The organism is Providencia sp. SP181, assembly GCF_050446505.1.
GTDB lineage: Bacteria > Pseudomonadota > Gammaproteobacteria > Enterobacterales > Enterobacteriaceae > Providencia > Providencia vermicola.
In genome coordinates this window covers 48,993-71,696 of sequence record NZ_JBBPXM010000016.1, presented here as the reverse complement: position 1 = coordinate 71,696, position 22,704 = coordinate 48,993, and the positions used below count along the sequence as shown (strand labels likewise).

Genomic DNA, 22,704 nt, shown 5'->3' with positions numbered 1-22,704 from the left:
CTTAATCGATGGGTTATTAGAGCGACAAGGTAAAACCCCGATGGGACTTCCGCTTACGCCCGAGCAGATTGAACTTCGTGAGATGAAGAAAAAGATACAACGCCTTGAAATGGAAAACGAAATCCTAAAAAAGGCTACGGCGCTCTTAATGTCGGACTCACTGAGGGATTCGCGATAATCGACAAACTAAGAGCGCATTACCCCGTCACAACGCTCTGCCAACTTTTTGAACGTCATCGCAGTAGCTATCGGCATTGGCACCATCGAATGAAGAATGCCGCACCAGATGCGGCACGGGCGATTAAACGGAGTTTAGCTAAAGAGGCTTGGAACTTAAGTGGTGGCTCTGCAGGCGCAAGGACTATCGCCACCATTGTCACGATGCAATACGGAGTGAAGATGAGCCGTTATCTTGCTGGTAAGTTAATGAAAGAAATCGGGATTACGAGTTGCCAGTATGTAAAACACCGCTATAAACGAGGGACAAGGGAGCATGTCGACATCCCTAATTTACTCGGCCGCCAATTTGCAGTCACAGCCCCCAATCAAGTGTGGTGCGGCGATGTGACGTATATTTGGACAGGAAAACGGTGGGCTTATCTCGCCGTCGTGTTAGACCTTTTTGCACGGAAACCCGTTGGTTGGACCCTCTCCCTATCCCCGGTGAACTGGATCAGGTTGCCACTCAGCTAAACAGCAGACCAGGAAAGACACAGATGTTCAAAACACCGAAAGAGATAATTGAAAAGGGTGTTGTGTTGACAGATTGAATCTACATTCGCCTTTTTTAGGATTTCTTTCTCCATTTTCAATTGGTTAACTTCTTTGCGTAAAGCGAGTAGCTCTTGTCGCTCAAAAGGGGTTAATGCGTTAGGCTTATTTTCAGCTTCATGGCGCTTTCGCCAAGCATAGAGCAGTTTAGTGGTAATTCCAAGCGCATTAGCAGCTTGCTGAACTGTATAGCCTTGTTCAAGTATTAAATTAATCGCTTCTTTTTTAAAACGTTCAGTATATTGCTTCGGTGATTTTCGTTTCATATCGACATCTTATTTTAAAGGTGAATATATGCCTTTATCAAAGTGTTCACCTTCATTAAAGCACAACAACATATTGATTTTTATTATTTTAACCACACAACATAAATATGTTAACTATCATTATGATTCCGTTACTCTCCAACCCCCTATGTTACAGATAAAAAACATGTTTAAAGCTGTTTTATGCATGACTCATCACAAATCAATTAGAGAATATACTGCTATCTTGCCTTTTTAGTTGAAATTATCCTTATCAAAAATAAGGAGAGCACTATGCCACTAATCAATACATTGGTTTGTTTAGAACCCAAAAAGTTAGTTTGGGAAAAACGTACAATTACCCCCCCGAAACCTAATGAAGCCAAAATTAAAATAAAAACTGTCGGTATTTGTGGGACCGATATTCATGCTTGGGCAGGAAACCAACCCTTTTTTAGTTATCCTCGTGTGCTCGGTCATGAAATTTGTGGTGAAATAATAGAGATGGGCCATGGCAATACCGATTTTAAAATTGGACAACAAGTTTCTGTTATTCCTTATATTGCTTGTAATACCTGCCCTTCTTGCCTCAGTGGACATACCAATTGTTGTGAAAATATTTCTGTTATTGGTGTACATCAAGACGGTGGATTTGCTGAATATTTGAACGTTCCGACAGTAAATTTATTATCATCAGAAGGTATAGCAGCTGATGCTGCAGCATTGATTGAACCCTTTGCCATCAGCGCACATGCCGTTCGTCGAGCTGCTATTCAACCTAAAGATGCCGTATTGGTTGTCGGAGCAGGTCCCATAGGCTTAGGCGTTGCAGCAATCGCACACGCTGATGGAGCACATGTCATTGTTGCCGATACCAGCGCTGCACGTCGTGAACATGTTTCCCTGCATTTGTCACTTCCTACCATAAACCCTGCTGCAGATAACTTTGATAGCCAGTTACGTCAATATTTCTCAGGTGCTTTACCGTTAAAAGTCATTGATGCAACAGGTAACCCACATGCCATGAATAATGCCATTAATTTAATTAGACACAGTGGAACCATTGTTTTTGTTGGTTTATTTAAAGGAAACTTACAATTCCCTGACCCTGATTTTCATAAAAAAGAAACCACAATGATGGGAAGTCGTAATGCGACTTTGGAAGATTTTGCCAAAGTGGGTCGCTTAATGTCTGAAAGTAAGCTAAATGCACAAATGATGCTAACTCACCACTATCCCTTTTTTACTCTTGCTGAACATTATGAAACTGAAGTGATTAATAATCGTGAATTAATCAAAGGTGTGATTTATTTTTAATTTTGGAACATCTTATGAAAACATTAAACAGAACTGACTTTCCAGGGAAAGAATACCCAACACGAGTTATTCAATTTGGCGAAGGTAATTTTTTACGTGCATTTATTGACTGGTCGATTGATATTTTAAATGAAAATACAGATTTTGATGCAGGAATAACCATTATTCGTCCAATAAACACTCAACTCCCACCTTCGTTAAATCAGCAAGATGGTTTATATACAACATTAATCCGAGGATTAAATGAAGATGGTAGAAATATTAGTCAATCCAGATTAATACGCTCAGTTAATAACGAAATAAACCCTTATCTAAATTTTCAAGACTATTTATTACTGGCCCGTAATGAGGGTATTCGTTTTGTTTTCTCTAATACTACAGAGGCAGGTATTTCCTATCATACAAATGACAAATTAACCGATCAGCCTCCAAATAGTTTCCCAGCGAAATTGACACAACTTTTATATGAACGATTTATTTATTTTAATGGTGATTTAAAGAAAGGGTGGATAATTATTCCTTGTGAACTAATTGATTATAATGGCGAAACTTTAAAAACATTAGTACTACGTTATGCACAAGAATGGAATTTACCTAATGAATTTCACCAATGGATAAATAATTCCAATACTTTTTGTTCAACATTAGTTGACCGTATTGTGACTGGATACCCAAAAGAAGAAAACACAGCAATTGAAAAATCACTGGGCTATCAAGATGCATTCTTAGATATCGCAGAGTATTTTTACTTATTTGTTATCCAAGGCCCTAAATGGCTAGCTGAAGAATTAAAGTTACATAAATTCCCAATGAATATAAAAATTGTGGATGATATAAAGCCATATAAAGAACGTAAAGTCGCTATTCTCAATGGCATACATACTGCAATGGTGCCTGTCGCTTGGCTATCTGGGATCAATACGGTTGGTGACGCAATGAATGATGCGGATATCAAAAATTTTGTTCAAAAATTATTGTATGACGATATTATACCTACACTTAATTTGCCAAAAGACGAATTGAATACTTTTGCCGATGCAGTGTTAACCCGTTTTCAGAATCCATATATTCAACATCAATTATTATCCATTGCGTTGAATAGTATGACAAAGTTCAAAACCCGGTTATTACCACAATTATTATCGACTATAGAAAACGGAAAAATATCTGAACGGTTATGTTTTTCACTCGCGGCTTTACTCGCTTTTTACCGTGGTCAATGTGATGGTGAAAGCTATCCACTACAAGATGATGAAATCTGGATTAATTGTTTTACTCAATTGTGGCCACAAGTTGGACAGAAACTGACGACAAAATCACTAGTTACTGAAGTATTGTCTAATAAAAATCATTGGCAGTGTGATCTATGCCAATACCCTGAATTAGTGGAAAAGGTTTCACTTTATCTCGATGAAATCCTAACACTAGGAATGCGTAATGCAATGAAGATACTGAATTAACTTATGCGGCAATGTGCCACCTTTCATTTTAATGTGGCACATTACAATAATAGCAAGTTAACCATTTATAAAGAATCATAAAATAAGTATGCTTTTAATATCTTAGCGAAATGGGTCGAGGGTAATCATGGCGAGAACACAAAATTTACGACATAAAGTCATCAACCAGTTTATTGATGCAATAAGCAACCAATATATTCGTTCCCCTTTACCTTCTCAATCTGTTCTTTCAGATATGTATAGCATAAGTCGTACTACTGTTCGCCATGTATTAACTCACCTAAAAGAAATTGGTATTTTAGACAGCGTAGGCAATGATTATGTGATTATCCGTGAACCTAACGAAAATGATTTATTAGAAATTACTATTGACTCCCCCATTACAGAATTTAATGTCATTGAAGACTTTTTCTATAAGCTTATTCAAAAAAGAGCATTACAGCCCGGTGATAACTTTACTGAAATGCAACTTGCTCATCAAGCGGGTGTTACCCCCGTAATTGTAAGGGAATTTCTGTTAAAATTTTCTCGCTATAATTTAATTGAAAATTTACGGCGTGGGTTGTGGCGTTTAAAAACATTCGAACAAAACTATGCAGAAAAACTATTTGAATTAAGGGAGTTACTTGAAACTCATGCGTTGACTCATTTTATGAATTTGCCTGAGCATGATAAACGTTGGATCCAAGCAAAAGAATTGTTATATCAACATCGCCAACTAAGGGAAACTGTTGTTGACAATTACCATGCCTTTTCCGAGCTAGATCGAAAGTTTCATGCATTAATTCTATCTGCTGCACAAAATCCTTTTTTCGACCAATCACTAGATATGGTAACTATCATTTTTCACTTTCACTATCAATGGGATGATAGTGACCTTCGCGAACGCAATGTATTAGCTATCGAAGAACATATGACGATTTTAAGTGCCATAATCAGCCACAACGATTTACAAGCCATGAATGAATTACGTAACCATTTAAACACGGCGAAACTCTCCATGGTTCGTTCATTAAGAAAAAAATAATAAAAATACCCAACGATAAGGAAAATACTATTCCTTTTCACTCTTTTTATTTTATATTGCCAATCAATTAATTTCTTTAATCTTATTTAATTCAAACTCACAAAAAACACTTTAATTTTTAAAATACTATTTAAAAATAGCATTTATTTATATTTCTTATATTTTTATAACATGAAATTTTTCATATACAATGAGTTATATAATACACATTAAAAACATAAAATTGCCATATGCCCCACAGTCTAAGCAGGAAATAAATACAGTTTTACATATCAAATTTAAACTGTGATCAATCTAAATTAGGTAGACCATGAAAAGAATAACGACTAGGAGTAAAAAATGAGTATTTTGATCAAAGATATTAGTGTGAGCGATATTCGCTTTCCAACATCACGGAACCTTGATGGTTCTGATGCTATGAATGCAATATCAGATTATTCAGCAACATATGTCACGTTACATACTAACCACCCCAATAACCTAAAAGGCTATGGATTAACATTTACTATTGGACGTGGCAATGATTTATGTGTCAGCGCGGTTAAATCTCTAGCCTCTATGTTTGTTGTTGGTAGAACTCTCGAAGAAATTACGGCCAACTTTGGAGCTTTTTGGCGCGAATTAGTCTCTGGTGACTGCCAATTACGTTGGGTTGGTCCTGAAAAGGGAGTCATCCATTTAGCAACAGCAGCCATTATCAATGCTATTTGGGATCTTTGGGCTCGCACAGAAAATAAACCTGTCTGGAAATTACTGGCAGATATGACGCCAGAAGAAATTGTTAACTGCATTGATTTTACTTATATTTCAGATGCTTTAACCCCTGAAGAAGCCATCACATTATTGCGCCGTGTAGAACCAGGAAAAGCTCAACGTGAACAAGAAATGCTAACAAATGGTTATCCGGGTTATACGACCGCGGCAGGTTGGCTCGGTTATTCCGAAGAAAAAATGCGCACACTCGCTCGTCAAGCAGTTGCTGATGGCTGGACCCACCTCAAACAAAAAGTCGGGGCAGATTTAGAACAAGATATCCGCCGCGCCACCATTTTACGTGAAGAGCTTGGCTGGGAGCGTAAATTGATGATGGATGCAAATCAAATTTGGGGGGTTGACCAAGCTATTGAATCTATGAGAAAACTAGCTAAATTTGATCCGCTATGGATTGAAGAGCCAACAAGCCCTGACGATATTCTCGGCCATGCGGCTATCAAAGCCCGCATCGGTAATATTGGTATTGCAACAGGAGAACATGCACATAATAGAGTCATGTTTAAACAATTTTTCCAAGCAGGCGCGATAGATTTTTGTCAATTAGACCCAGCCCGATTAGGTGGATTAAACGAAGTGCTTGCCGTGGTATTAATGGCTGCAAAATTTGGTATTCCTGTTTGCCCACATGGTGGTGGTGTAGGGCTTTGCCAGTACTCATTAAATATCGTTCTTTTTGATTATATTGCTGTTTCCGCTTCTTTAGAAAATCGAGTTTTAGAATATGTCGACCATTTACATGAAAATTTTGAAGAGCCATTAGTCATCAAAAGAGGAAAATATTTCCCATTAATGCAACCTGGCTATGGCGTTCAAATGAAATCTGATTCCATTACTCGTTTTACTTGGCCTGATGGTTTGGAATGGAAAAATTAATTAAACCAGAAAGATAGGCATTCTTAATAGAATGCCTCCAAACTCTACATTGGAAGCATGAAGATGAATTTAAATAATAACGAAGCAATATTGAATTCTGCTGTCCGAAAATCTATTGTCAAATTACTGCCATTTCTTGCATTAATGTATGTTATGGCTTACCTAGATCGAGCCAATATTGGATTTGCTAAGGATGCTTATCAACTTGATACTGGATTAAGTAATGCTGCATATGCTTTTGGTGCCGGTGTATTCTTTATCGGATATGCTTTATTTGAAGTTCCCAGTAATATTTTATTATATAAAGTCGGTTCCAGAATGTGGCTATCACGTATTATGGTCACATGGGGATTAATTTCCGCAGCGATGATGTTCGCTCACAATGAAACTACCTTTATTGTATTACGGTTTTTATTGGGAGCCTCAGAGGCTGGGTTTATGCCAGGAGTCATGCTATATCTGACTTATTGGTTTCCTTTAAATGTGCGCGCCAAAGTTGCTGGTTTTTTCTGGTTTGGCCCTCCAATTGCATTTATTGTTGGAGGCCCTATTTCTGGTGGGTTATTAGGCATTCATGATTTATGGGGATTGCATAACTGGCAATTAATGTTCTTAGTTGAAGGCTTGTTAGCATCAATAGTCGGTGTCATCGCATTCTTTTATTTATGTGATAAGCCATCGGATAAAAGATGCAAATTCTTAACAGAGGAAGAAAAGAAGGTATTAAGTGACGTTATCGAAAAAGAGGAAAAATCGAAGATAAATCATGGCCCTCAAGGAGTCCTAAAAGCACTATGTGACCCTCGAGTCTTATATTTATGCATGATTTGTTTTGCAATCCAAGTTGGCTCATACGGTATCGCATTCTTTTTACCTTCTCAAGTCGCCGCACTTTCAGGACAGAGCGTTGGTTTTCTTGTTGGTGTGCTTTCTGGGATTCCATGGTTATGCGCATTAATTGCTGCTTGGTATATTCCTCATTTATCAATGAAATATAAAGAGCGTCGCTGGATAAGTTCCATTACTTTATTATTTGGTGGTATCGGTGTCGCCTTATCAGGAATGTTAGCTGGAACACCAATATTAGCCTTTATAACTCTTTGTATTGGATGTGCAGGATTACTTGCAGTTCAGCCTATTTATTGGACATTTCCAACGAGTTACCTAGGTGGTGCCGCAGCGGCTTCTGGTATTGCATTAATTAATTCACTAGGAAATTTAGGTGGTTTTGTTGCTCCAAATATTAGAGTGTGGGCAGAAAATGTATTTCAATCCGAAGTTGCTGGACTATATTTGCTAGGTATCATTGCCGTAATAGGCGCACTGATGTTAGCTGGTGTATTTAAAATTGGTATTCGTCGTGAAATTTAACTAAGATTTTTTCTAAGTATTTTTTATACTCGCGCTTAGTATAGTTACGGAGCTGAAAAACTCGATAATGGTAAAGACAAATCAATTCAATATCTTAAAGACCACCCATACATTGCAAATGAAATTGAAAAAGCAATAAGAGAAAGTCACTTTGAGCCTACTTTTTCCACGCTAAAAAGTAACGAATCAGAAGACCAGGAACCAACCTTAGCTAACGAAGAATAAAAACAAAAAGGGGCTTGTTGCAAAAATTACCTAAGTGAGAAACACTCACACTATTGATTATCGCTTTAGGTTAAATTCATGCCATCGAACGAGTTTAAATGGAAGCATTTTGCCCCCACTATCATCCTTTGGTGCTTGCGTTGGTATGGCTCTACCCCGCTAAGCTATGCTAACGTCAGTGATATGTTAGCCGAACGGGGTATTTCCGTTCATCGCTCTACCATTTATCGTTGGTTTATCGAATATTCGCCAATACTCCGTAAAAAACTCAAAAAATATCAATTCATTCGGGCTGTTTCCTCTTGGCAGCTCGATGAAACCTACGTCAAAGTGAACGGAAAATGGTTTTACCTTTACCGCGCAATAGATAAACACGGAGATACGCTGGATGTTTATTTTTCATCCAAGCGTAATCGGCATGCTGCCTATGAATTTCTCAAACGCGTATTAAAACCTTATCCCTCCGAGCGGCAACCAAAAACCTTAAATACCGATAAGCACGCAGCTTACGGTTACGCTATAGCGCGTTTAATTAAAGAAGGAAAACTCCGAGCTGACGCGAAACAACGGCAAATCAAAACCCTCAACAACCGTATTGAATCGGATCACGCCCCGATAAAAAAGTTAATTGTTGCCACGGGCGGCTTCAAATCGGTGAAGCGGGCTTGGTCAACACTTCAAGGATTTGAAACCTTGCGAAAACTGAATAAAGGTCAATTTGATGACTGGCTACGTCGATATGAACCTGAATTTCGAGTGCGGGAGCGATCTGCCTTTATGAATCGATTATTCAATGTGGAGACCGTGTTAGCCTGAAACATCCAATGAGCTCTGAGCAAAAAACGCGCTAATTTATTATTTGCAACAAGCCCCAATAGACAATACAGGCGTTATTCTTTTTTTATTGAGGGTAATATCATTTGTTGACACAAGAGGAACAACAATCCTTGTTGTTAAATCATCAAAGTAATCATTTTGAAGAATAAGATAAAATGGCCAAAGCTTATTTGTTTTAGCTGAAGGATTGCGGTAAACATCAAATTGCTTTGGCATTACAAACTCCCAAAGAAATCATCGTCAGTCAGCATTCCTGATTTAACCATAAATTGATTCATTGCTTGGATATCCTCTTTTTCCTTTTCACGCTCGATACTTTTAGCTTCTATTGCTTGAGCTAGAAGGAGATCTAATGTAGCCGATAAATTCATGTCCATGCTTCGAGCTTTATCAACTAATGAGGCTGTCAGGTACACGTTGGTACTCTTTTTGGTATTAATACGGGCGGTGGATCTATTCACAACTATCACTCCTATGCACATAGTTATGCGCATAATTATGGTTGTTGATAGAAAAATAATCAAGTTTTGAGTTTTCTATATGAGCTAGAAAATTTCTGTCATCCTGTATTTCGTTGTGATTTCAAAAGCTATAACAAGGTAGTTCAGTACAACTGAAGTCCTTATGGAGAACTAGTTCTATTAACATGGTGTTTTAGTTACTAAATAGCACCAGTCATTTATAGTTTTGAAAAGGTATACTTCAATAGCACTAAAAAATAGACTAAAATCTAAGCTTCATGGCAGATTAAAATAAACTGCCATGAAAGCCCATGGCTTATTTTAGCTGTCTGTTGCGTTTCGAGGATCAGTCAAATCTCTGTCTTTTATTTCTGGCATAATCAATGTCGAAATCAACCCTACAGCAGAATAAAATATAACCATAATCGCTATTGGCCACCATGAGTCATAAATATTTGTTAAAATTCCCGCAATTAATGGACCAAACCCAACCGCCATTAATCCGCCAAACTCATTTGCAAGTGCCATTTGCGTAAACCTGTTTCTTGCACCAAACATTTCAGCCATTGTAATAGCCTCAATAGCTGCCTGCCCTAACACTGAAATATTATGGATGAGGATAATGCATAATATAATTGTGCTTGGTTCATAACTTTTATCCACAATAATGGATATCATTGGGTATGCCAGTACAATTGATAAGGTATTTAGGACTAAATAAACAGAGCGGCGCCCTAATTTATCGGATAACCAACCGATAAATGGAATACTAAAGAAGCCGACAATTGAGCTAAATAAAATTGCATCTGTCGGAATATCTTTACTGAATAACAGGGCTTGTACCATATACCCTGCCAAAAATGTTTGGATAATCCCGGAATTACCTGCTTGTCCAAACCTTAGACCCATGGCTAACCAAAATGATTTCCCTTTGACAATTTCAAAAAAAGTCGCTTCCTTCTCTTGCACTTTTTCAACTTCACTTTGACTTTCAAATACAGGACTTTCTTTAAGGTTTAAACGTAACCATATTGCAAACACCATCACAACCGCACTGGCTAGAAAAGGAATGCGCCATGCCCAATCAAGCAACGTTTCATGGTCAAAAATAATAAATATAATGGCCCAAATCGCCGTAGCGCTTAGTGTTCCACAGTTTGTTCCTAATGCAACCAATGAGGCAATAGCCCCTTTTTTACCTTTCGGGGCATACTCAGCCAACATTGTACGCGCACCCGAAATTTCAGCACCAGCGCCAAATCCTTGAACGACTCTCAAGAGCACTAAAAGAATTGGTGCCAGGATACCAACCTGAGCATAAGTTGGCAAAATGCCAATAAGTGTCGTACATAGCCCCATCATCGTAATTGTAATAAACAGTACTTGTTTACGACCAATACTATCGCCCATCCGACCAAAGAAGAACGCCCCCGCTATTCGGGCGACGTATCCCGCGCCATAAGTCCCCATAGCAAGAATAAGGGACATAGCAGCTGATTGTTCAGGGAAGAATATATGATGAAAAACTAATGCCGCACCTAAAGCATAAAGTTGAAAATCCATAAATTCTAACGTTGTTCCTAGCCAGCCAGACATGGCGGCTCGAATTAAATCACTGGTGCTTCTAGTATTTCGAGTAGTTGTTTGTTGCACGATGATCACCATTATTTCTATGTAGAACTACCATATTTAGTATTAAAAGTTAGTTTTATTCGGGTACAGAGGATTTCTAAAATAAACTAACTTGTTATTCGTTATGGACGGGCGGCACTCCCATCCGGTAAACGTGCGTTTGTCCAGTCGGGTAAGCCACCATTGATGGGATATTTTTTTGCTTTAACTTCATCAATATCAATGCCTAAACCAGGTTTATCATTAAGATAAGCATAGCCTTCGGTAATTTCAGGGCAGCCAATGAATACATCACGCAAAGCATCATTCATTGGTGTGTATTCTTGAATTCCAAGGTTAGAAATACTCAGGTCAATATGCATATTGGCAATCACACCAACTGGCGAGATATCACCTGGGCCATGCCATGCGGTTCTTACACCATGATACTCACATAAAGTCGCCAATTTTTTAGCTGGCGTAATACCACCAATCATGCTGATATGACAACGAATAAAGTCAATGAGGTTGCTCGTAATCAGGTTTTTATATTCAGCAACATGAACAAACAGCTCCCCCATCGCAATTGGCGTTGAGGTTTGCTGTCTCATCACTTTGAGAAAATCAATATTTTCAGGCGCAACTGGGTCTTCTAGGTAGAATAGGCGATATTCTTCTAAATCTTTCGCCATCTGTAGTGCTGCAATGGGTTGAATTCGTTCATGCACATCATGAATAAATTCAACATCAAAACCAATTTTATTCCGAAGGTGATCAAAGAATTTAGGGATACTGCGAGCATAAGCATCTGGGTCAAAATAGATACCTGCTGTTTTATTTCGGGGGGAGCGTTTAGGGTTAATATTGGCTCTATCTAACTGTGTAGCAATCAGTTTTAAATCTTCTGTTCCTGCCCCACCATACATCCCCATTTGACAACGGACATGTTGGTAGCCCTCTTCCATGGCTTGGCGGATATTATCTTCTGCGGCAAATGCATCACTGCCATCACAGTGGCGATATAACGGAATTCCATCGCGGCACTTTCCGCCCAGCAGGTCATAAACGGGTAGGTTTGCGATTTTCCCTTTGATATCCCATAATGCCATATCAATTGCGGATAGCGCATTATTCATCACAGGACCATTTCGCCAATACCCACTCACGGCGGCAGATTGCCAGATATCTTCAATTCGGCTCGGGTCTTTGCCAATTAAGAATGGTTTCATGTATTCATTGATAGCCGCTTCAACTGCAAAAATACGCTGGGTGAAAGTGGCACAGCCTAGCCCATAGAGACCATCTTGATTCGTTTCAACTTTAACAACAACTAAATCAATACCGCCAGGGGCGGTGAGAATTGTTTTGATATTCGTAATTTTGATCATTTCAACCTCAACTGATAATACATTAAGTTTTGGTTGTATGACATCTAGGCGCAACTGCAAATTATCATAACTCTATTTTGACTGCAATCTTTTCTCATCAAGATTCAATTTTACGGATAGCGACCTCATTTGTCTTCATCGCTTCATTCAGAGAATGTTTAGCAATATCAATGTTTTTATCTTTAATCGCCATAAAAATCTGGATATGGGCATCAATACTTTCCAGTGTTATGCCTAAAACACGGTTCAATTCTTCCAAGTAAAAATAGTAGATATCTTTAACGTCATTCATGATTTTAACAAAAATAATATTGTGGGATGCTCTCGCAATAGCAATATGAAAATCAAGATCGGCAACACTGTATTTTTTATAATCATTTTTATTCACTAGCATACGGTTTAATGCATCTTCAATGCGTGCGATATCCTCACTCGTTGCATTTTCAACCGCGAGCTCAATACATTTAAATTCAATGGTTTGCCTGAATACCATCATATCTAAAAACTCAGTTTTACTCAGATGCATAATCGGCTTTTCTGATGTTAAAATACTTTGGGTATCAATACCGGATGAAACAAATGAACCGCGGCCATGCTTAGTATAAATAATCCCTTTGTCCCTAAGCTTTTGAACTGCACTGCGGATACTGGTGCGACTGACATTGAACATCTCAGTAAGCTCGAATTCCGTCGGTAATTTATCATTCTCCGCCCACGTTTTATCAATAATATTCTGCAGCATTTTTTGGTATATCACTTCTGCAATATTATTTTTTTCTGTTGAGAAATCACTCATAAAAAATCCTTTCTTATTAAATATCAATAGATAACAAACATTATCTCACTATAAAAATAGTCTCATTCTTGTGATATAGGAAAATAATCTCTGTTAACTAAATCACAAATAATAAGGCTGCTAATTGCTTTTAAAGAATAGGTGCTGTTGAATCTGTTGTATTCTCTCTTTTTATAAGTTGTATGACATTGTTGGGCGCATCACTCTTTTGTCATTATACAATATTATAGGTGAATATATGAATTCCTTATTTGATTTAACCGGTAAAACTGCGCTTGTAACTGGTGCAGCCCGTGGACTGGGTTTTTCCTATGCTGTCGGTCTAGCCTCAGCAGGTGCATCCATAATATTAAGTGATATTAATCAGGATGCACTAGATTCCGCCGTCAATGAATTAATTAACCGTGGCTACCCAGCAAAGGGCTACCTCATTGATGTTTCCAAAGAAGAACAAATTATTGATGCATTTAATCAAATGGATAGTGACCATATTCAGGTTGACATCGTTATTAACAATGCGGGTATCCAGCACCGACAACCTCTCGTTGAGTTAGCATCAAAAGACTGGCAACGAGTGCTAGATATCCATTTAACTGGCACATTTTTAGTTTCCCGTGAAGCAGCTAAGCGCATGATTAAAAACAAAACAGGCGGGAAATTTATCAACATTTGTTCCTTAACAAGCGAGCAGGCGCGGGCAACGGTAGCACCTTATACCGCCGCCAAAGGGGGGATTAAAATGCTGACAAAATCTATGGCCGCGGAATGGGGAAAACATAATATTCAAGCGAATGGCATTGGCCCTGGCTATATATTGACGGATATGAATACCGATTTGATCAAAGATGAAAAGTTTAATTCTTGGGTCATCAATAGCAACCCTGCTGAGCGTTGGGGTAAACCTGATGAGCTTATTGGCACTGCAATTTACCTTTCATCTGCCGCTTCTGATTATGTCAATGGCCAGATTATTTATGTTGATGGTGGTTGGTTAGCTGTACTTTAATGCGTCATAACGGAATAAATAAAAATGAATCAATTACATTGTAAAGCCTGCTTTGCTCATCAAAAGCAAGATATCCGCATTGATGAAAGAACATTGGAATACTCGGAAGATCAAGTTGTCGTAAAGGTCGAAGCAGGCGGTATCTGTGGCTCCGATATCCACTATTATCAAGAAGGGCATGCGGGACTCTCTATTTTAAAACACCCAATGGTTATTGGCCATGAGTTCTCAGGGGTTGTGCATATTGCGCCCAAAAATTCGACATTGAAAGTCGGCTGCAAAGTCGCAGTAAACCCATCACAACCTTGCAATCAATGTCAATTTTGCCTTGAAGGAAAGCAAAATGTCTGCTCGAATATGCGATTTATGGGCAGCGCGCAATTTAACCCGCATGTTGATGGCGGATTCTCGGAGTTCGTCGTCGTCAGTGAACAACAATGCTACCCTTATGACCCTCAAATAGACTCAAAAATTATGGCGTTCAGTGAACCCACTGCTGTAGCCATTCATGCAATCAATGTTGCTGGCAGCCTTGTTGGCAAAAAAGTACTGGTCATTGGTGCAGGCCCCATTGGTGGTTTGATCATTGCAGCAGCAAAAGCATCGGGGGCTAGTGAAGTTATTGCTTCCGATGTAAGTGAACGTTGTCGAGAAATTGCATTACAAATGGGTGCCAATAAAGTGCTTGACGCTTCAAATAATCACGATTTATTGGCTTATCAGGAAGATAAAGGCTACTTTGATGTCACTTTTGAAGCAAGCGGCTCATCGATCGCTATTTCTGCCTCTGTTGATATGACAAAAAGAAATGGTATTGTTGTCCAAGTAGGTATGGGAAAAAATACTGTTGAATACCCAGTAGCTAAAATGCTGGTAAAAGAAATCAGTTGGAAAGGCTCTTTTAGATTCATCGATGAATTTGCTACCGCTGTGACATGGCTGCAAAATGGTATCATTGATCCTAGGCCTCTTATTTCAGGTTCATACCCGTATCAAGAGATAGAAAAAGCCTTGTTGCAAGCAGCGGATAAAACAGTTTCATCAAAGGTACTTGTGACATTTTAAACTTAAACGTATTTATTGCTATGGAGATATAGTGCTAGTTAGGTTTGAGTTTTAATTATTAAAACTCAAACCTTAATATTTTAACACTTAGATTAATTAAGTAGATTGACTTGATTATTACAATTTATTAGGTCATGTATTCCATCTGGTGAGTAACCTGTAATATAGGGGCTTGTTGCAAAAATTGAGTTGATGATAAACACTGAAGTATTCATCTCGTTCACGGGGAAACCCATGGTGTCTAACTATTTTAAATGGAAGCATTTTGCGCCAACCATTATCTTGTGGTGCCTTCGATGGTATGGTCCAACCTCACTGAGTTATGCCCACGTCAGTGATATGTTGGCTGAACGTGGTATTTCAGTTCCTCGCTCTACCATTTATCGTTGGTTTATCGAATATTCACCAATACTCCGTAAAAAACTCAAAAAATATCAATTCATTCGGGCTGTTTCCTCTTGGCAGCTCGATGAAACCTACGTCAAAGTGAAAGAAAAATGGTTTTACCTTTACCGCGCAATAGACAAACACGGAGATACGCTGGATGTTTATTTTTCACCCAAGCGTAATCGGTATGCTGCCTATGAATTTCTCAAACGCGTATTAAAACCTTATCCCTCCGAGCGGCAACCCAAAACCTTAAATACCGATAAGCACGCAGCTTACGGTTACGCTATAGCGCGTTTAATTAAAGAAGGAAAACTCCGAGCTGACGCGAAATAACGGCAAATCAAAACCCTTAACAACCGTATTGAATCGGATCACGCCCCGATAAAAAAAGTTGATTGTTGCCACGGGCGGCTCCAAATCGGCGAAGCGGGCTTGGTCAACTCTTCAAGGATTTGAAACCTTGCGAAAACTGAATAAAGGTCAATTTGATGAGTGGCTACGTCAATATGAACCTGAATTTCGGGTACGGGAGCGACCTGTCTTTATGAATCGATTATTCAATATAGAGACCATGTTAGCATGAAATACCCTAAAAACACTGAGTGAAAAATGCACAAATTTATTATTTGCAACAAGCCCATTATTGTTGCATTAATTTCAATCAGTGCCTGAAGAATAGTTGTTTATCTTTCATTAAGGCTATTTCAATAATAGCGTATCATATTACTATTAAACACAATTTAAATGATATGCAAAACCTATATTAGGTCGTTCCTGTCATATGGTTATACTCCAATGATATATGCTAAAAACCATCAATTCACTATCAATGCTATAACCTATATGCGATACTTTTAATGAGATAATTTAAATGCGATAGATTGGTGAAAAAATGTTCATACGAGCTTACCTCAGGGCCTCTTCTGAAGATCAATATGCAGATAGAGCAACATGAGTTACGGATTGTCAGCCTTGATATTCCAACATCTTGGCAAGCCTTAAATAACTATGACCCCACACAAAATGATCCCATCACTCAAGCAGTACTTTCTGCTATTAATACCATGTTGATTGATTTGATGGCAGCCATGTCACACAAAGATTGGATCAGTCGCCGTGAACGACAAAAACAAGGTATCGAACGCGCCCAAACTTTAGGTAAATACAAAGGAAAGCAGGCGGATAAAGAACGTCATGAGAAAGTAATTTATTACCGAAAATATAAAGGGCTGAGTATTCGAGAAACCGCTGAGGCTACTGGCTATAGCTGTTCTCAAGTCTGTCGAATTCAACTACGTTATCAACAAAAATAATCAGCATTCTATTTAGAGAGGAAAAACGTATGGCGATACCAACAGAACAACTCCTCGGAATATTACGTCGAGGATATACAATCACCACATTTTATCGTTTATCTGCAAAGGCCGCCTTTCAATCCTCGGTTCGCATACCTGAAGGTTATCTTTTGCTATCAAAAAATGGGGAAGAAGAAGGCGTTTTAACGCATATCGAATTCCAATCGATTAAACACTTACTCACCGAACACGATATATGGGAAGAAATCATTGGTTCAACACTGTATGGTGGAAGTCGTTGGTCTTTAAAAATAATAGAAGGTCAATCTGTTATTAATTAATGTGTGTCACTCAGAACCTCGGCTGACGTTTAGTCTTAAAGACCAAGTTTATTTTTTAACACTTCATACGGTGTTTTACCAGCATGAGCTGAGTGGGGGCGATGACAATTATAAAACGCCTCCCATTCAGCTAATTTTTCATGTAAATCGACATCATCCTTATAATCGATTAATTGATAAAACTCCTGTTTATCTGTTAAATGAGAACGCTCTACTTTCCCATTTAATCTGGGGGTAACTGGCTTGATATAAACATGCTCCATCCCTAGGTCATGAACATGCCAATTAAATTTCGATTGAAATTCGTGCCCATTATCCGTTCTAATTGTTTTGATTCTAAAGGGAAATTTATTTACAACATAATTAATAAAATCAATAGTATTAGCTTGATTGTGCCTTTCATAAATTTTAAGTGCTCTGATCCGTGTCGCATCATCAATCGCCGTATATTGAAAACGTTTGATTCGTTGTCCATCAGGCGTATTAAATCACATCAACCTGAACATGGTGTCCTGCACTTGTTTCTGATAACGTTTAAATAGTGGTTTAGAGCGACTTCGCTGATTCTGGGGAAGTTGGTTTAATTTGTTTCTTAGCAATACATAGTAGCAGCCAGAGCGTGATATTTTGATGTTATGAAACCGTAGAAGATACCAGGCGATACGTTGGGGATCAAAATGGTAAGTCGTACGCAGATAAATAACCAGCTCTTCGATGTGTTTTGCAACTCTTCTGGTTGGATTTTCAGGGCAAGGTTTATTGTTGATTAATCCTTTCTCGCCATCTCGTTCATAAGCTCTTTTCCAAGTATAAAAAGTTTCTCTACTGATCCCAAAATGACGACAAGTTTTAGCAATATTTTTGCTCTCACGGGCATGATTTAAGATTTTTGTTTTATGTGCAATATCTCGTTTAGCTTTAACGTTCATTATATCTGACCTCCGGCTACAATTAGAAAAAACTAATTGTCAATCGAAGTCCAGACTTTCATAGATAAAGCAACGCACTGGTTATGGACTTATAATCACGAGCGCCCTAACATGGGGCTCGGTGGTATAACACCTATGCAAAAATTAAACCAAAAGCAACTCCAAAATTCTACTGTGAATTTCCATTAAAAATGGGACGATTACCAGAGGTTGAACAAGCCTCCATTGCAATTACAGTATCTGGTTCAAACTGGCGGATAGTATCTAGCAATTTCTGGCGAGATATTTTTCTGTTCCAAGCAATAGAACCATCAATCATCCAGACACATACTTGAAAAACAGATTTGGCGATATCAATACCAACAACTCTGACCTTGTTCATATGATGTTACTCCCAGATTAATTGTAGTTAATCAAATTATAGCACTGGCTACATTATGGGGGGCGCCCATCACATCATTTCAACAGAACCAAAATTAATATTCATCATTGTAAACTCGATGAATATTTTTGCTAATAGCATAATAAACATCTTGGATACTCATATCCCACTGATTAGCTAGTTCTTTCAACGTAATACATTCGTCACCTGAATAACCTAGAAATACAACCTCATCACCGATTTGAGCATCATGGATATCACTGAGGTCAATTCGTAACATCTCTGAGTGACACGGAGGAAGTAATTTTGCACGTTTCCCTCGAATTAAAACTGTTATATTTTTGTCTTTGGGAATAGAGCGAGGATAACCATCACTCCATCCAAACGGCACTAATCCCAATTTTGTTGGTATAGTTTCTCCCCAAAAAGGGGGGCTTGGAGTATTTTCAATATTATCTGTAGATTTAACCATAACAAGCTTACTTTTTAGCCCAACAAGAGCTGGACGCCAATTAATGCTTCTTTCCAAAATAGCATTAAAAGGCATTCCTACAATTAATCTGCCGGGGTCAACAGCATTCATATCCGCAGAAGGGTATTCCAGTATAATAGATGAACTAGATATTATTGTTGTGCCTATATTTATTCCTCTTTTTTCTATCATATCGCAAGCTAGGCGTATCGCTTGAATTTGCTGTAACGTATATTTATCATCATGGCAAAAATCATAATTTGACATGGGATGCCCATAGACGCCAGCTAGGGTAAGGTGTTCACTTTGACTAATTGCAAAGGCAACTTCAGCTGCATTCTCAGGAAAGGCACCAGCTCGCCAGCCCCCGCCATCTATTTTTAAAAAGACAGACAAAGGCGCTTCAGTCGATCTATCCCATTGAACAACATCATCCAAAGTTGAAATAGTGGGCATAATATCGTAGCGAGCTAATATAGCGGCTGTTTCAGGAAGGCAACTTGTGTAAAGTAATATGGGGGCGACTATGCCGGCCTCTCTACATTGAAGCGCGCTATCTATATTACCAAAAGTAAAGCCTGCTACTCCTTCTTTTTGGGCACACACAGCAACCGCGATTGCCCCGACCCCATTTCCATCTCCTTTGAGACAAACATAGATAGATGTCTGGGGCCCTAACAGAGTTTTTAATTGCCGTATATTATATCTTACTGCAGAAAGATCGAACTCAACCCAAGTAGGTCTAAGGCTTTGATTATTAAAATTCATCATTGTTATATAATTTTTTGATTAGATTATCTTGCTGTTAATTAAATAGGATAACTATTATTACTGATAAACATTTTTTTCACTATATTATTCGTGGGCTCTTTTCCAAATATAAAAAGTTACTCTAGTGTATCCAAAATGGGTCATGTATTCAATCTGGTGAGTAACCTGTAATATAGGGTAATTTATCGGAGAATATTCATGGCTAAAGTTGATGTAAGGTGCCCATTTTGTCAACAAACTCCCTCAGTGAAAAAACATGGCCTAGGGAGCACTGGTCATCAACGTTATCGCTGCTAAGGCTGCTGCCGAAGCTTCCAACTCGACTATGAATATCGTGCCTGCCAGCCCGGTACCAAAGATAAAATTATCGACCTCACGATGAATAATGCCGGTATTCGTGATACCGCTAGAGCCCTTCATATCAGCATTAATGCGGTTGTTCGCACTTTAAAAAACTCTCGCCAAGGCAGGTAACCTCTTTACCCCTTGATAATCTGCACATTGAACTCCTTTGCGAAGTAGATGAACAGTGGTCTTTTGTAGTTAATAAGAAGCAACAACGCTGGCTTTGGTATGCGTGGGAGCTCCGCCTAAAACGGATTATTGCTCATACCTTTGGTCGTCGAAACAAAAGGACTCTTCGCCAGTTACTGGCTTTACTGTCTAGGTTTAATGTGGCTTTTTGGTGCACGGATAAGTTCAGTGCTTATGAGATATTGCCCAAGCAGAAACATATGGCAAGTAAGTTTTATACGCAACGAATAGAAAGAGAGAATTTGAACCTGAGAAACCGCTTGAAGCGCCTTAACCGTAAGACGTTAGGTTACTCGAAGTCACCTGAAATGCATGACAAAATCATCGGGACATTCATTGAACGTGAACACTATCTATTATGATGATCTCTATATTGAATACACGACCAAAAATTCGAAGTATTTTATTAAAAGAAGAGTTTCAATAATAAAGAGAAACTTGGAATTATGTTTTCCAAATAAAAATACCAAAGAAATTGACGCTCTAGTTATACAAAACTTAAGAGCGCTTGGCATCGCATTATTTGAAACAGGAATAGCGTGGTTTTGGAGCGATAAAAAAATAAAAAAACTATTTCAAGTCAAATGGATGTCTAACTATAAAGAAGCCTATGCCAAAAATAAAGGGGTCATTATCATCGGCGTTCACTTTATGTCATTAGAGTTAGGCGAGAGGGTAATGGGGCTTTGCTTTCCAGTTAATGCGATGTATAGGCCGCATAATAATAAGGCGATGGAATACATTCAAACAAAAGGACGTTGTAGATCAGGAAGAGGAATGATTAACCGCAAAAATTTAAGATTTATGGTACAAGAAGTAAAAAAAGGGAAAGCTATCTGGTTTGCTCCAGATCAAGATTTTGGTCGAAAAGGTACCGTGTTTGCCCCATTTTTTTCTGTTAAAAATACGGGCACTGTTGCAAATAAACTAATAAAGTTGAACCTTTCTGTACAAAGCGGGTTATAGACCGAAAGCTCTGTTCACTAGACCCACTTCACCTAATGGTTGTCCGTAATAAAAATGCTCAGCCTGACCTTTCCTCAATGCTCGCATCACTTCAATTCCTTTAATCGTCGCATGTGCCGTCTTGATGGATTTAAAACCTAAAGTCGGATTAATCACTCGCTTTAATTTTCCATGATCGCATTCAATCACATTATTGTGAAATTTGATTTGTCGGTGCTCAACATATTCAGGGCATTTTCCTTCTTCTTTTAGAAGGTTAAGTGCTCGACCATAAGGTGCGGCTTTATCTGTATTGATAACTCTGGGGATTTGCCATTTTTTGACTCGATTGAATATTTTTCTTAAAAATCGATAAGCTGCTTTGGTATTACGACGCGGTGAGAGATAAAATTCAATCGTGTGCCCTCGACTATCGACAGCTCGGTAAAGATATGCCCATTTCCCATTCACTTTGATATAAGTTTCGTCCAAATGCCAATGATTAAGGTCTGTCAGGTTACACCAATACCAACGTAATCGCTTTTCTATTTCTGGCGCATAACGTTGAACCCAGCGATAGATTGTCGTGTGATCAACACTAACACCACGCTCAGCGAGCATTTCCTGAAGCTCTCGATAACTGATACCGAATTTGCAGTACCAACGCACAACCCAAAGCCCAAAAGATGATAATGCCAGTGAGATGGCGGCCTTTAAATGCATTCATGAGGTAAGCTTCCGTAGTGGGCTGGTTAGCTTAGCATAATGAGTCATTCAAACTTTGCAACAATGCCGAAATATTTGCCAAACACCACCATAAATGACGCTGCTTGGTGGCTTTAATTTACGATTATTCTTTCTTCTCTTTTTCTTCTTCTAACACTTCGCGATACCAACGAAGATGGTGTTTTCTTGCCCATCCACGAGCCAGCCAGCTTTCGACCATGCTACGAATCGAGCCTTTTACCCAAAAGGCTGCATAAGCATGAACAACAACTGTGATAATCAGAACTATAGTAGACAGTGAGTGCGCCAGTAATGCTGCGCAGATGATTGAAATTGAGAAATAATCAGCGAAATAATAATTACACTGATTGTGAGGATGATAAGGCACAGGCTGAGAACCCAATAAACTCTTTTTTGCTAAGGTTATAATGACCAATATCGCCAGCTTCTTCATTATGTAAAACTTTATGAATGTTTTTAGCCCAAATAAGGTCTTGTTTATCCACAAAATTATATTTTAGGTATCTGATAAACATAAAAATAAATAAGGCATGTAAGAACTTTCATAGCCAGTCCTGCTATTTTACCGTACGTTCCATTAATTAAAAAATTAGGGAGCGTTATAGTCGCTAATTTTTTCGTGAAAGAAATAGCCAGAGCTCTTTCAGGACTACAAAAACCAATCGTTCTTG

General features: G+C 38.5%; 15 protein-coding genes and 12 pseudogenes. 16 read left to right on the top strand and 11 right to left on the bottom strand.

The features are described 5' to 3' along the window. Both AABS66_RS19160 and AABS66_RS19155 read left to right on the top strand, forming a co-directional pair. A pseudogene (locus AABS66_RS19160) lies at positions 1-663 on the top strand (IS3 family transposase); the annotation flags it as partial. Positions 664-665: 2 nt separating this feature from the next. Then, positions 666-770, top strand: a pseudogene (locus AABS66_RS19155) (hypothetical protein); the annotation flags it as partial. 45 nt (positions 771-815) lie between these two features. Here AABS66_RS19155 and AABS66_RS19150 read toward each other — a convergent pair. After that, positions 816-1,037: pseudogene (locus tag AABS66_RS19150) on the bottom strand (transposase); the annotation flags it as partial. A gap of 273 nt (positions 1,038-1,310) precedes the next feature. Between AABS66_RS19150 and AABS66_RS19145 the strand changes: the two are divergent. The 7 genes and pseudogenes from AABS66_RS19145 (at position 1,311) to AABS66_RS19115 (ending at position 8,879) form a co-directional block, all read left to right on the top strand. Continuing rightward, complete coding sequence (locus AABS66_RS19145) at positions 1,311-2,333, top strand: zinc-binding alcohol dehydrogenase family protein (RefSeq protein ID WP_430225321.1); 1,023 nt, start codon at positions 1,311-1,313, stop codon at positions 2,331-2,333. A 14-nt stretch (positions 2,334-2,347) separates the two neighbouring features. Continuing rightward, entirely contained in the window at positions 2,348-3,793 is a 1,446-nt protein-coding gene (locus AABS66_RS19140) for a tagaturonate reductase (protein WP_430225320.1), read from the top strand. Positions 3,794-3,920: 127 nt separating this feature from the next. Next, positions 3,921-4,820: an FCD domain-containing protein gene (locus AABS66_RS19135; RefSeq protein ID WP_430225319.1), complete on the top strand. Its 900-nt coding sequence runs from the start codon at positions 3,921-3,923 to the stop codon at positions 4,818-4,820. 339 nt (positions 4,821-5,159) lie between these two features. Then, entirely contained in the window at positions 5,160-6,467 is a 1,308-nt protein-coding gene (locus AABS66_RS19130) for an enolase C-terminal domain-like protein (RefSeq protein WP_430225318.1), read from the top strand. Between the two features lie 63 nt (positions 6,468-6,530). Then, positions 6,531-7,838 (top strand): MFS transporter, encoded by a 1,308-nt coding sequence (locus AABS66_RS19125; RefSeq protein ID WP_430225317.1) that lies wholly within the window; start codon positions 6,531-6,533, stop codon positions 7,836-7,838. Between the two features lie 51 nt (positions 7,839-7,889). Then, positions 7,890-8,063: pseudogene (locus AABS66_RS19120) on the top strand (recombinase RecA); the annotation flags it as partial. A gap of 78 nt (positions 8,064-8,141) precedes the next feature. Then, the gene (locus AABS66_RS19115; protein ID WP_430225316.1) at positions 8,142-8,879 is read left to right on the top strand and encodes an IS6 family transposase; all 738 of its coding nucleotides are present in this window, start codon (positions 8,142-8,144) and stop codon (positions 8,877-8,879) included. Positions 8,880-8,936: 57 nt separating this feature from the next. Here the strand turns inward: AABS66_RS19115 and AABS66_RS19110 are convergent. The 5 genes and pseudogenes from AABS66_RS19110 to AABS66_RS19090 form a co-directional block, all read right to left on the bottom strand. Further along, a pseudogene (locus AABS66_RS19110) lies at positions 8,937-9,116 on the bottom strand (CcdB family protein); the annotation flags it as partial. After that, positions 9,116-9,382, bottom strand: a complete 267-nt coding sequence (locus AABS66_RS19105; RefSeq protein WP_115168389.1) for a type II toxin-antitoxin system CcdA family antitoxin — start codon at positions 9,380-9,382, stop codon at positions 9,116-9,118. The pseudogene AABS66_RS19110 and the gene AABS66_RS19105, both read right to left, overlap by 1 nt. A 300-nt stretch (positions 9,383-9,682) precedes the next feature. Then, complete coding sequence (locus tag AABS66_RS19100; protein ID WP_430225315.1) at positions 9,683-11,026, bottom strand: MFS transporter; 1,344 nt, start codon at positions 11,024-11,026, stop codon at positions 9,683-9,685. Between the two features lie 89 nt (positions 11,027-11,115). Next, positions 11,116-12,360: an enolase C-terminal domain-like protein gene (locus AABS66_RS19095; RefSeq protein ID WP_430225314.1), complete on the bottom strand. Its 1,245-nt coding sequence runs from the start codon at positions 12,358-12,360 to the stop codon at positions 11,116-11,118. 97 nt (positions 12,361-12,457) lie between these two features. Continuing rightward, on the bottom strand, positions 12,458-13,156 hold the full coding sequence (locus AABS66_RS19090) for a FadR/GntR family transcriptional regulator (RefSeq protein ID WP_430225313.1): 699 nt from the start codon (positions 13,154-13,156) through the stop codon (positions 12,458-12,460). Between the two features lie 238 nt (positions 13,157-13,394). Here AABS66_RS19090 and AABS66_RS19085 point away from each other — a divergent pair, with 238 nt between their 5' ends. From AABS66_RS19085 to AABS66_RS19065, 5 genes and pseudogenes are all read left to right on the top strand, one after another. Next, positions 13,395-14,162 carry an SDR family oxidoreductase gene (locus AABS66_RS19085; protein WP_430225312.1) on the top strand — a complete coding sequence of 256 codons (768 nt, stop codon included), beginning with the start codon at positions 13,395-13,397 and terminating at the stop codon, positions 14,160-14,162. 24 nt (positions 14,163-14,186) lie between these two features. After that, positions 14,187-15,227, top strand: coding sequence for an L-idonate 5-dehydrogenase (idnD, locus tag AABS66_RS19080; protein WP_430225311.1), 1,041 nt, complete (start codon positions 14,187-14,189; stop codon positions 15,225-15,227). Between the two features lie 234 nt (positions 15,228-15,461). After that, positions 15,462-16,200 (top strand): annotated as a pseudogene (locus AABS66_RS19075) (IS6 family transposase). Positions 16,201-16,552: 352 nt separating this feature from the next. After that, positions 16,553-16,930 (top strand): annotated as a pseudogene (locus tag AABS66_RS19070) (recombinase family protein); the annotation flags it as partial. 29 nt (positions 16,931-16,959) lie between these two features. Then, on the top strand, positions 16,960-17,253 hold the full coding sequence (locus AABS66_RS19065; RefSeq protein ID WP_430225310.1) for a cytoplasmic protein: 294 nt from the start codon (positions 16,960-16,962) through the stop codon (positions 17,251-17,253). Positions 17,254-17,288: 35 nt separating this feature from the next. On the opposite strand, the pseudogene AABS66_RS19060 reads toward AABS66_RS19065, so the two are convergent. From AABS66_RS19060 to AABS66_RS19050, 3 genes and pseudogenes are all read right to left on the bottom strand, one after another. Then, a pseudogene (locus AABS66_RS19060) lies at positions 17,289-18,182 on the bottom strand (IS481 family transposase). Between the two features lie 169 nt (positions 18,183-18,351). Continuing rightward, positions 18,352-18,564, bottom strand: coding sequence for a hypothetical protein (locus AABS66_RS19055; RefSeq protein ID WP_430225309.1), 213 nt, complete (start codon positions 18,562-18,564; stop codon positions 18,352-18,354). 94 nt (positions 18,565-18,658) lie between these two features. Next, the gene (locus AABS66_RS19050; RefSeq protein WP_430225308.1) at positions 18,659-19,807 is read right to left on the bottom strand and encodes an alanine racemase; all 1,149 of its coding nucleotides are present in this window, start codon (positions 19,805-19,807) and stop codon (positions 18,659-18,661) included. Between the two features lie 198 nt (positions 19,808-20,005). Between AABS66_RS19050 and AABS66_RS19045 the strand changes: the two are divergent. Both AABS66_RS19045 and AABS66_RS19040 read left to right on the top strand, forming a co-directional pair. Further along, a pseudogene (locus tag AABS66_RS19045) lies at positions 20,006-20,703 on the top strand (IS1 family transposase). Next, positions 20,678-21,289 (top strand): annotated as a pseudogene (locus AABS66_RS19040) (kdo(2)-lipid IV(A) palmitoleoyltransferase); the annotation flags it as partial. The pseudogenes AABS66_RS19045 and AABS66_RS19040, both read left to right, overlap by 26 nt. Positions 21,290-21,301: 12 nt before the next feature. Here the strand turns inward: AABS66_RS19040 and AABS66_RS19035 are convergent. Together AABS66_RS19035 and AABS66_RS19030 are read right to left on the bottom strand one after the other, a co-directional pair. Continuing rightward, positions 21,302-22,013, bottom strand: a pseudogene (locus AABS66_RS19035) (IS6 family transposase). A gap of 123 nt (positions 22,014-22,136) precedes the next feature. Continuing rightward, positions 22,137-22,560 (bottom strand): annotated as a pseudogene (locus AABS66_RS19030) (cytochrome b/b6 domain-containing protein); the annotation flags it as partial. Positions 22,561-22,704: the final 144 nt, after the last annotated feature.

What these genes read in the sequence shown, in the direction of transcription:
- AABS66_RS19055 (WP_430225309.1), bottom strand. Translation starts at nt 18,564, where the DNA reads ATGAACAAGGTCAGAGTTGTTGGTATTGATATCGCCAAATCTGTTTTT.
- AABS66_RS19050 (WP_430225308.1), bottom strand. Translation starts at nt 19,807, where the DNA reads ATGATGAATTTTAATAATCAAAGCCTTAGACCTACTTGGGTTGAGTTC.
- AABS66_RS19105 (WP_115168389.1), bottom strand. Translation starts at nt 9,382, where the DNA reads ATGTGCATAGGAGTGATAGTTGTGAATAGATCCACCGCCCGTATTAAT.
- AABS66_RS19090 (WP_430225313.1), bottom strand. Translation starts at nt 13,156, where the DNA reads ATGAGTGATTTCTCAACAGAAAAAAATAATATTGCAGAAGTGATATAC.
- AABS66_RS19135 (WP_430225319.1), top strand. Translation starts at nt 3,921, where the DNA reads ATGGCGAGAACACAAAATTTACGACATAAAGTCATCAACCAGTTTATT.
- AABS66_RS19115 (WP_430225316.1), top strand. Translation starts at nt 8,142, where the DNA reads ATGCCATCGAACGAGTTTAAATGGAAGCATTTTGCCCCCACTATCATC.
- idnD (WP_430225311.1), top strand. Translation starts at nt 14,187, where the DNA reads ATGAATCAATTACATTGTAAAGCCTGCTTTGCTCATCAAAAGCAAGAT.
- AABS66_RS19085 (WP_430225312.1), top strand. Translation starts at nt 13,395, where the DNA reads ATGAATTCCTTATTTGATTTAACCGGTAAAACTGCGCTTGTAACTGGT.
- AABS66_RS19125 (WP_430225317.1), top strand. Translation starts at nt 6,531, where the DNA reads ATGAATTTAAATAATAACGAAGCAATATTGAATTCTGCTGTCCGAAAA.
- AABS66_RS19145 (WP_430225321.1), top strand. Translation starts at nt 1,311, where the DNA reads ATGCCACTAATCAATACATTGGTTTGTTTAGAACCCAAAAAGTTAGTT.
- AABS66_RS19100 (WP_430225315.1), bottom strand. Translation starts at nt 11,026, where the DNA reads ATGGTGATCATCGTGCAACAAACAACTACTCGAAATACTAGAAGCACC.
- AABS66_RS19095 (WP_430225314.1), bottom strand. Translation starts at nt 12,360, where the DNA reads ATGATCAAAATTACGAATATCAAAACAATTCTCACCGCCCCTGGCGGT.
- AABS66_RS19130 (WP_430225318.1), top strand. Translation starts at nt 5,160, where the DNA reads ATGAGTATTTTGATCAAAGATATTAGTGTGAGCGATATTCGCTTTCCA.
- AABS66_RS19065 (WP_430225310.1), top strand. Translation starts at nt 16,960, where the DNA reads ATGGCGATACCAACAGAACAACTCCTCGGAATATTACGTCGAGGATAT.
- AABS66_RS19140 (WP_430225320.1), top strand. Translation starts at nt 2,348, where the DNA reads ATGAAAACATTAAACAGAACTGACTTTCCAGGGAAAGAATACCCAACA.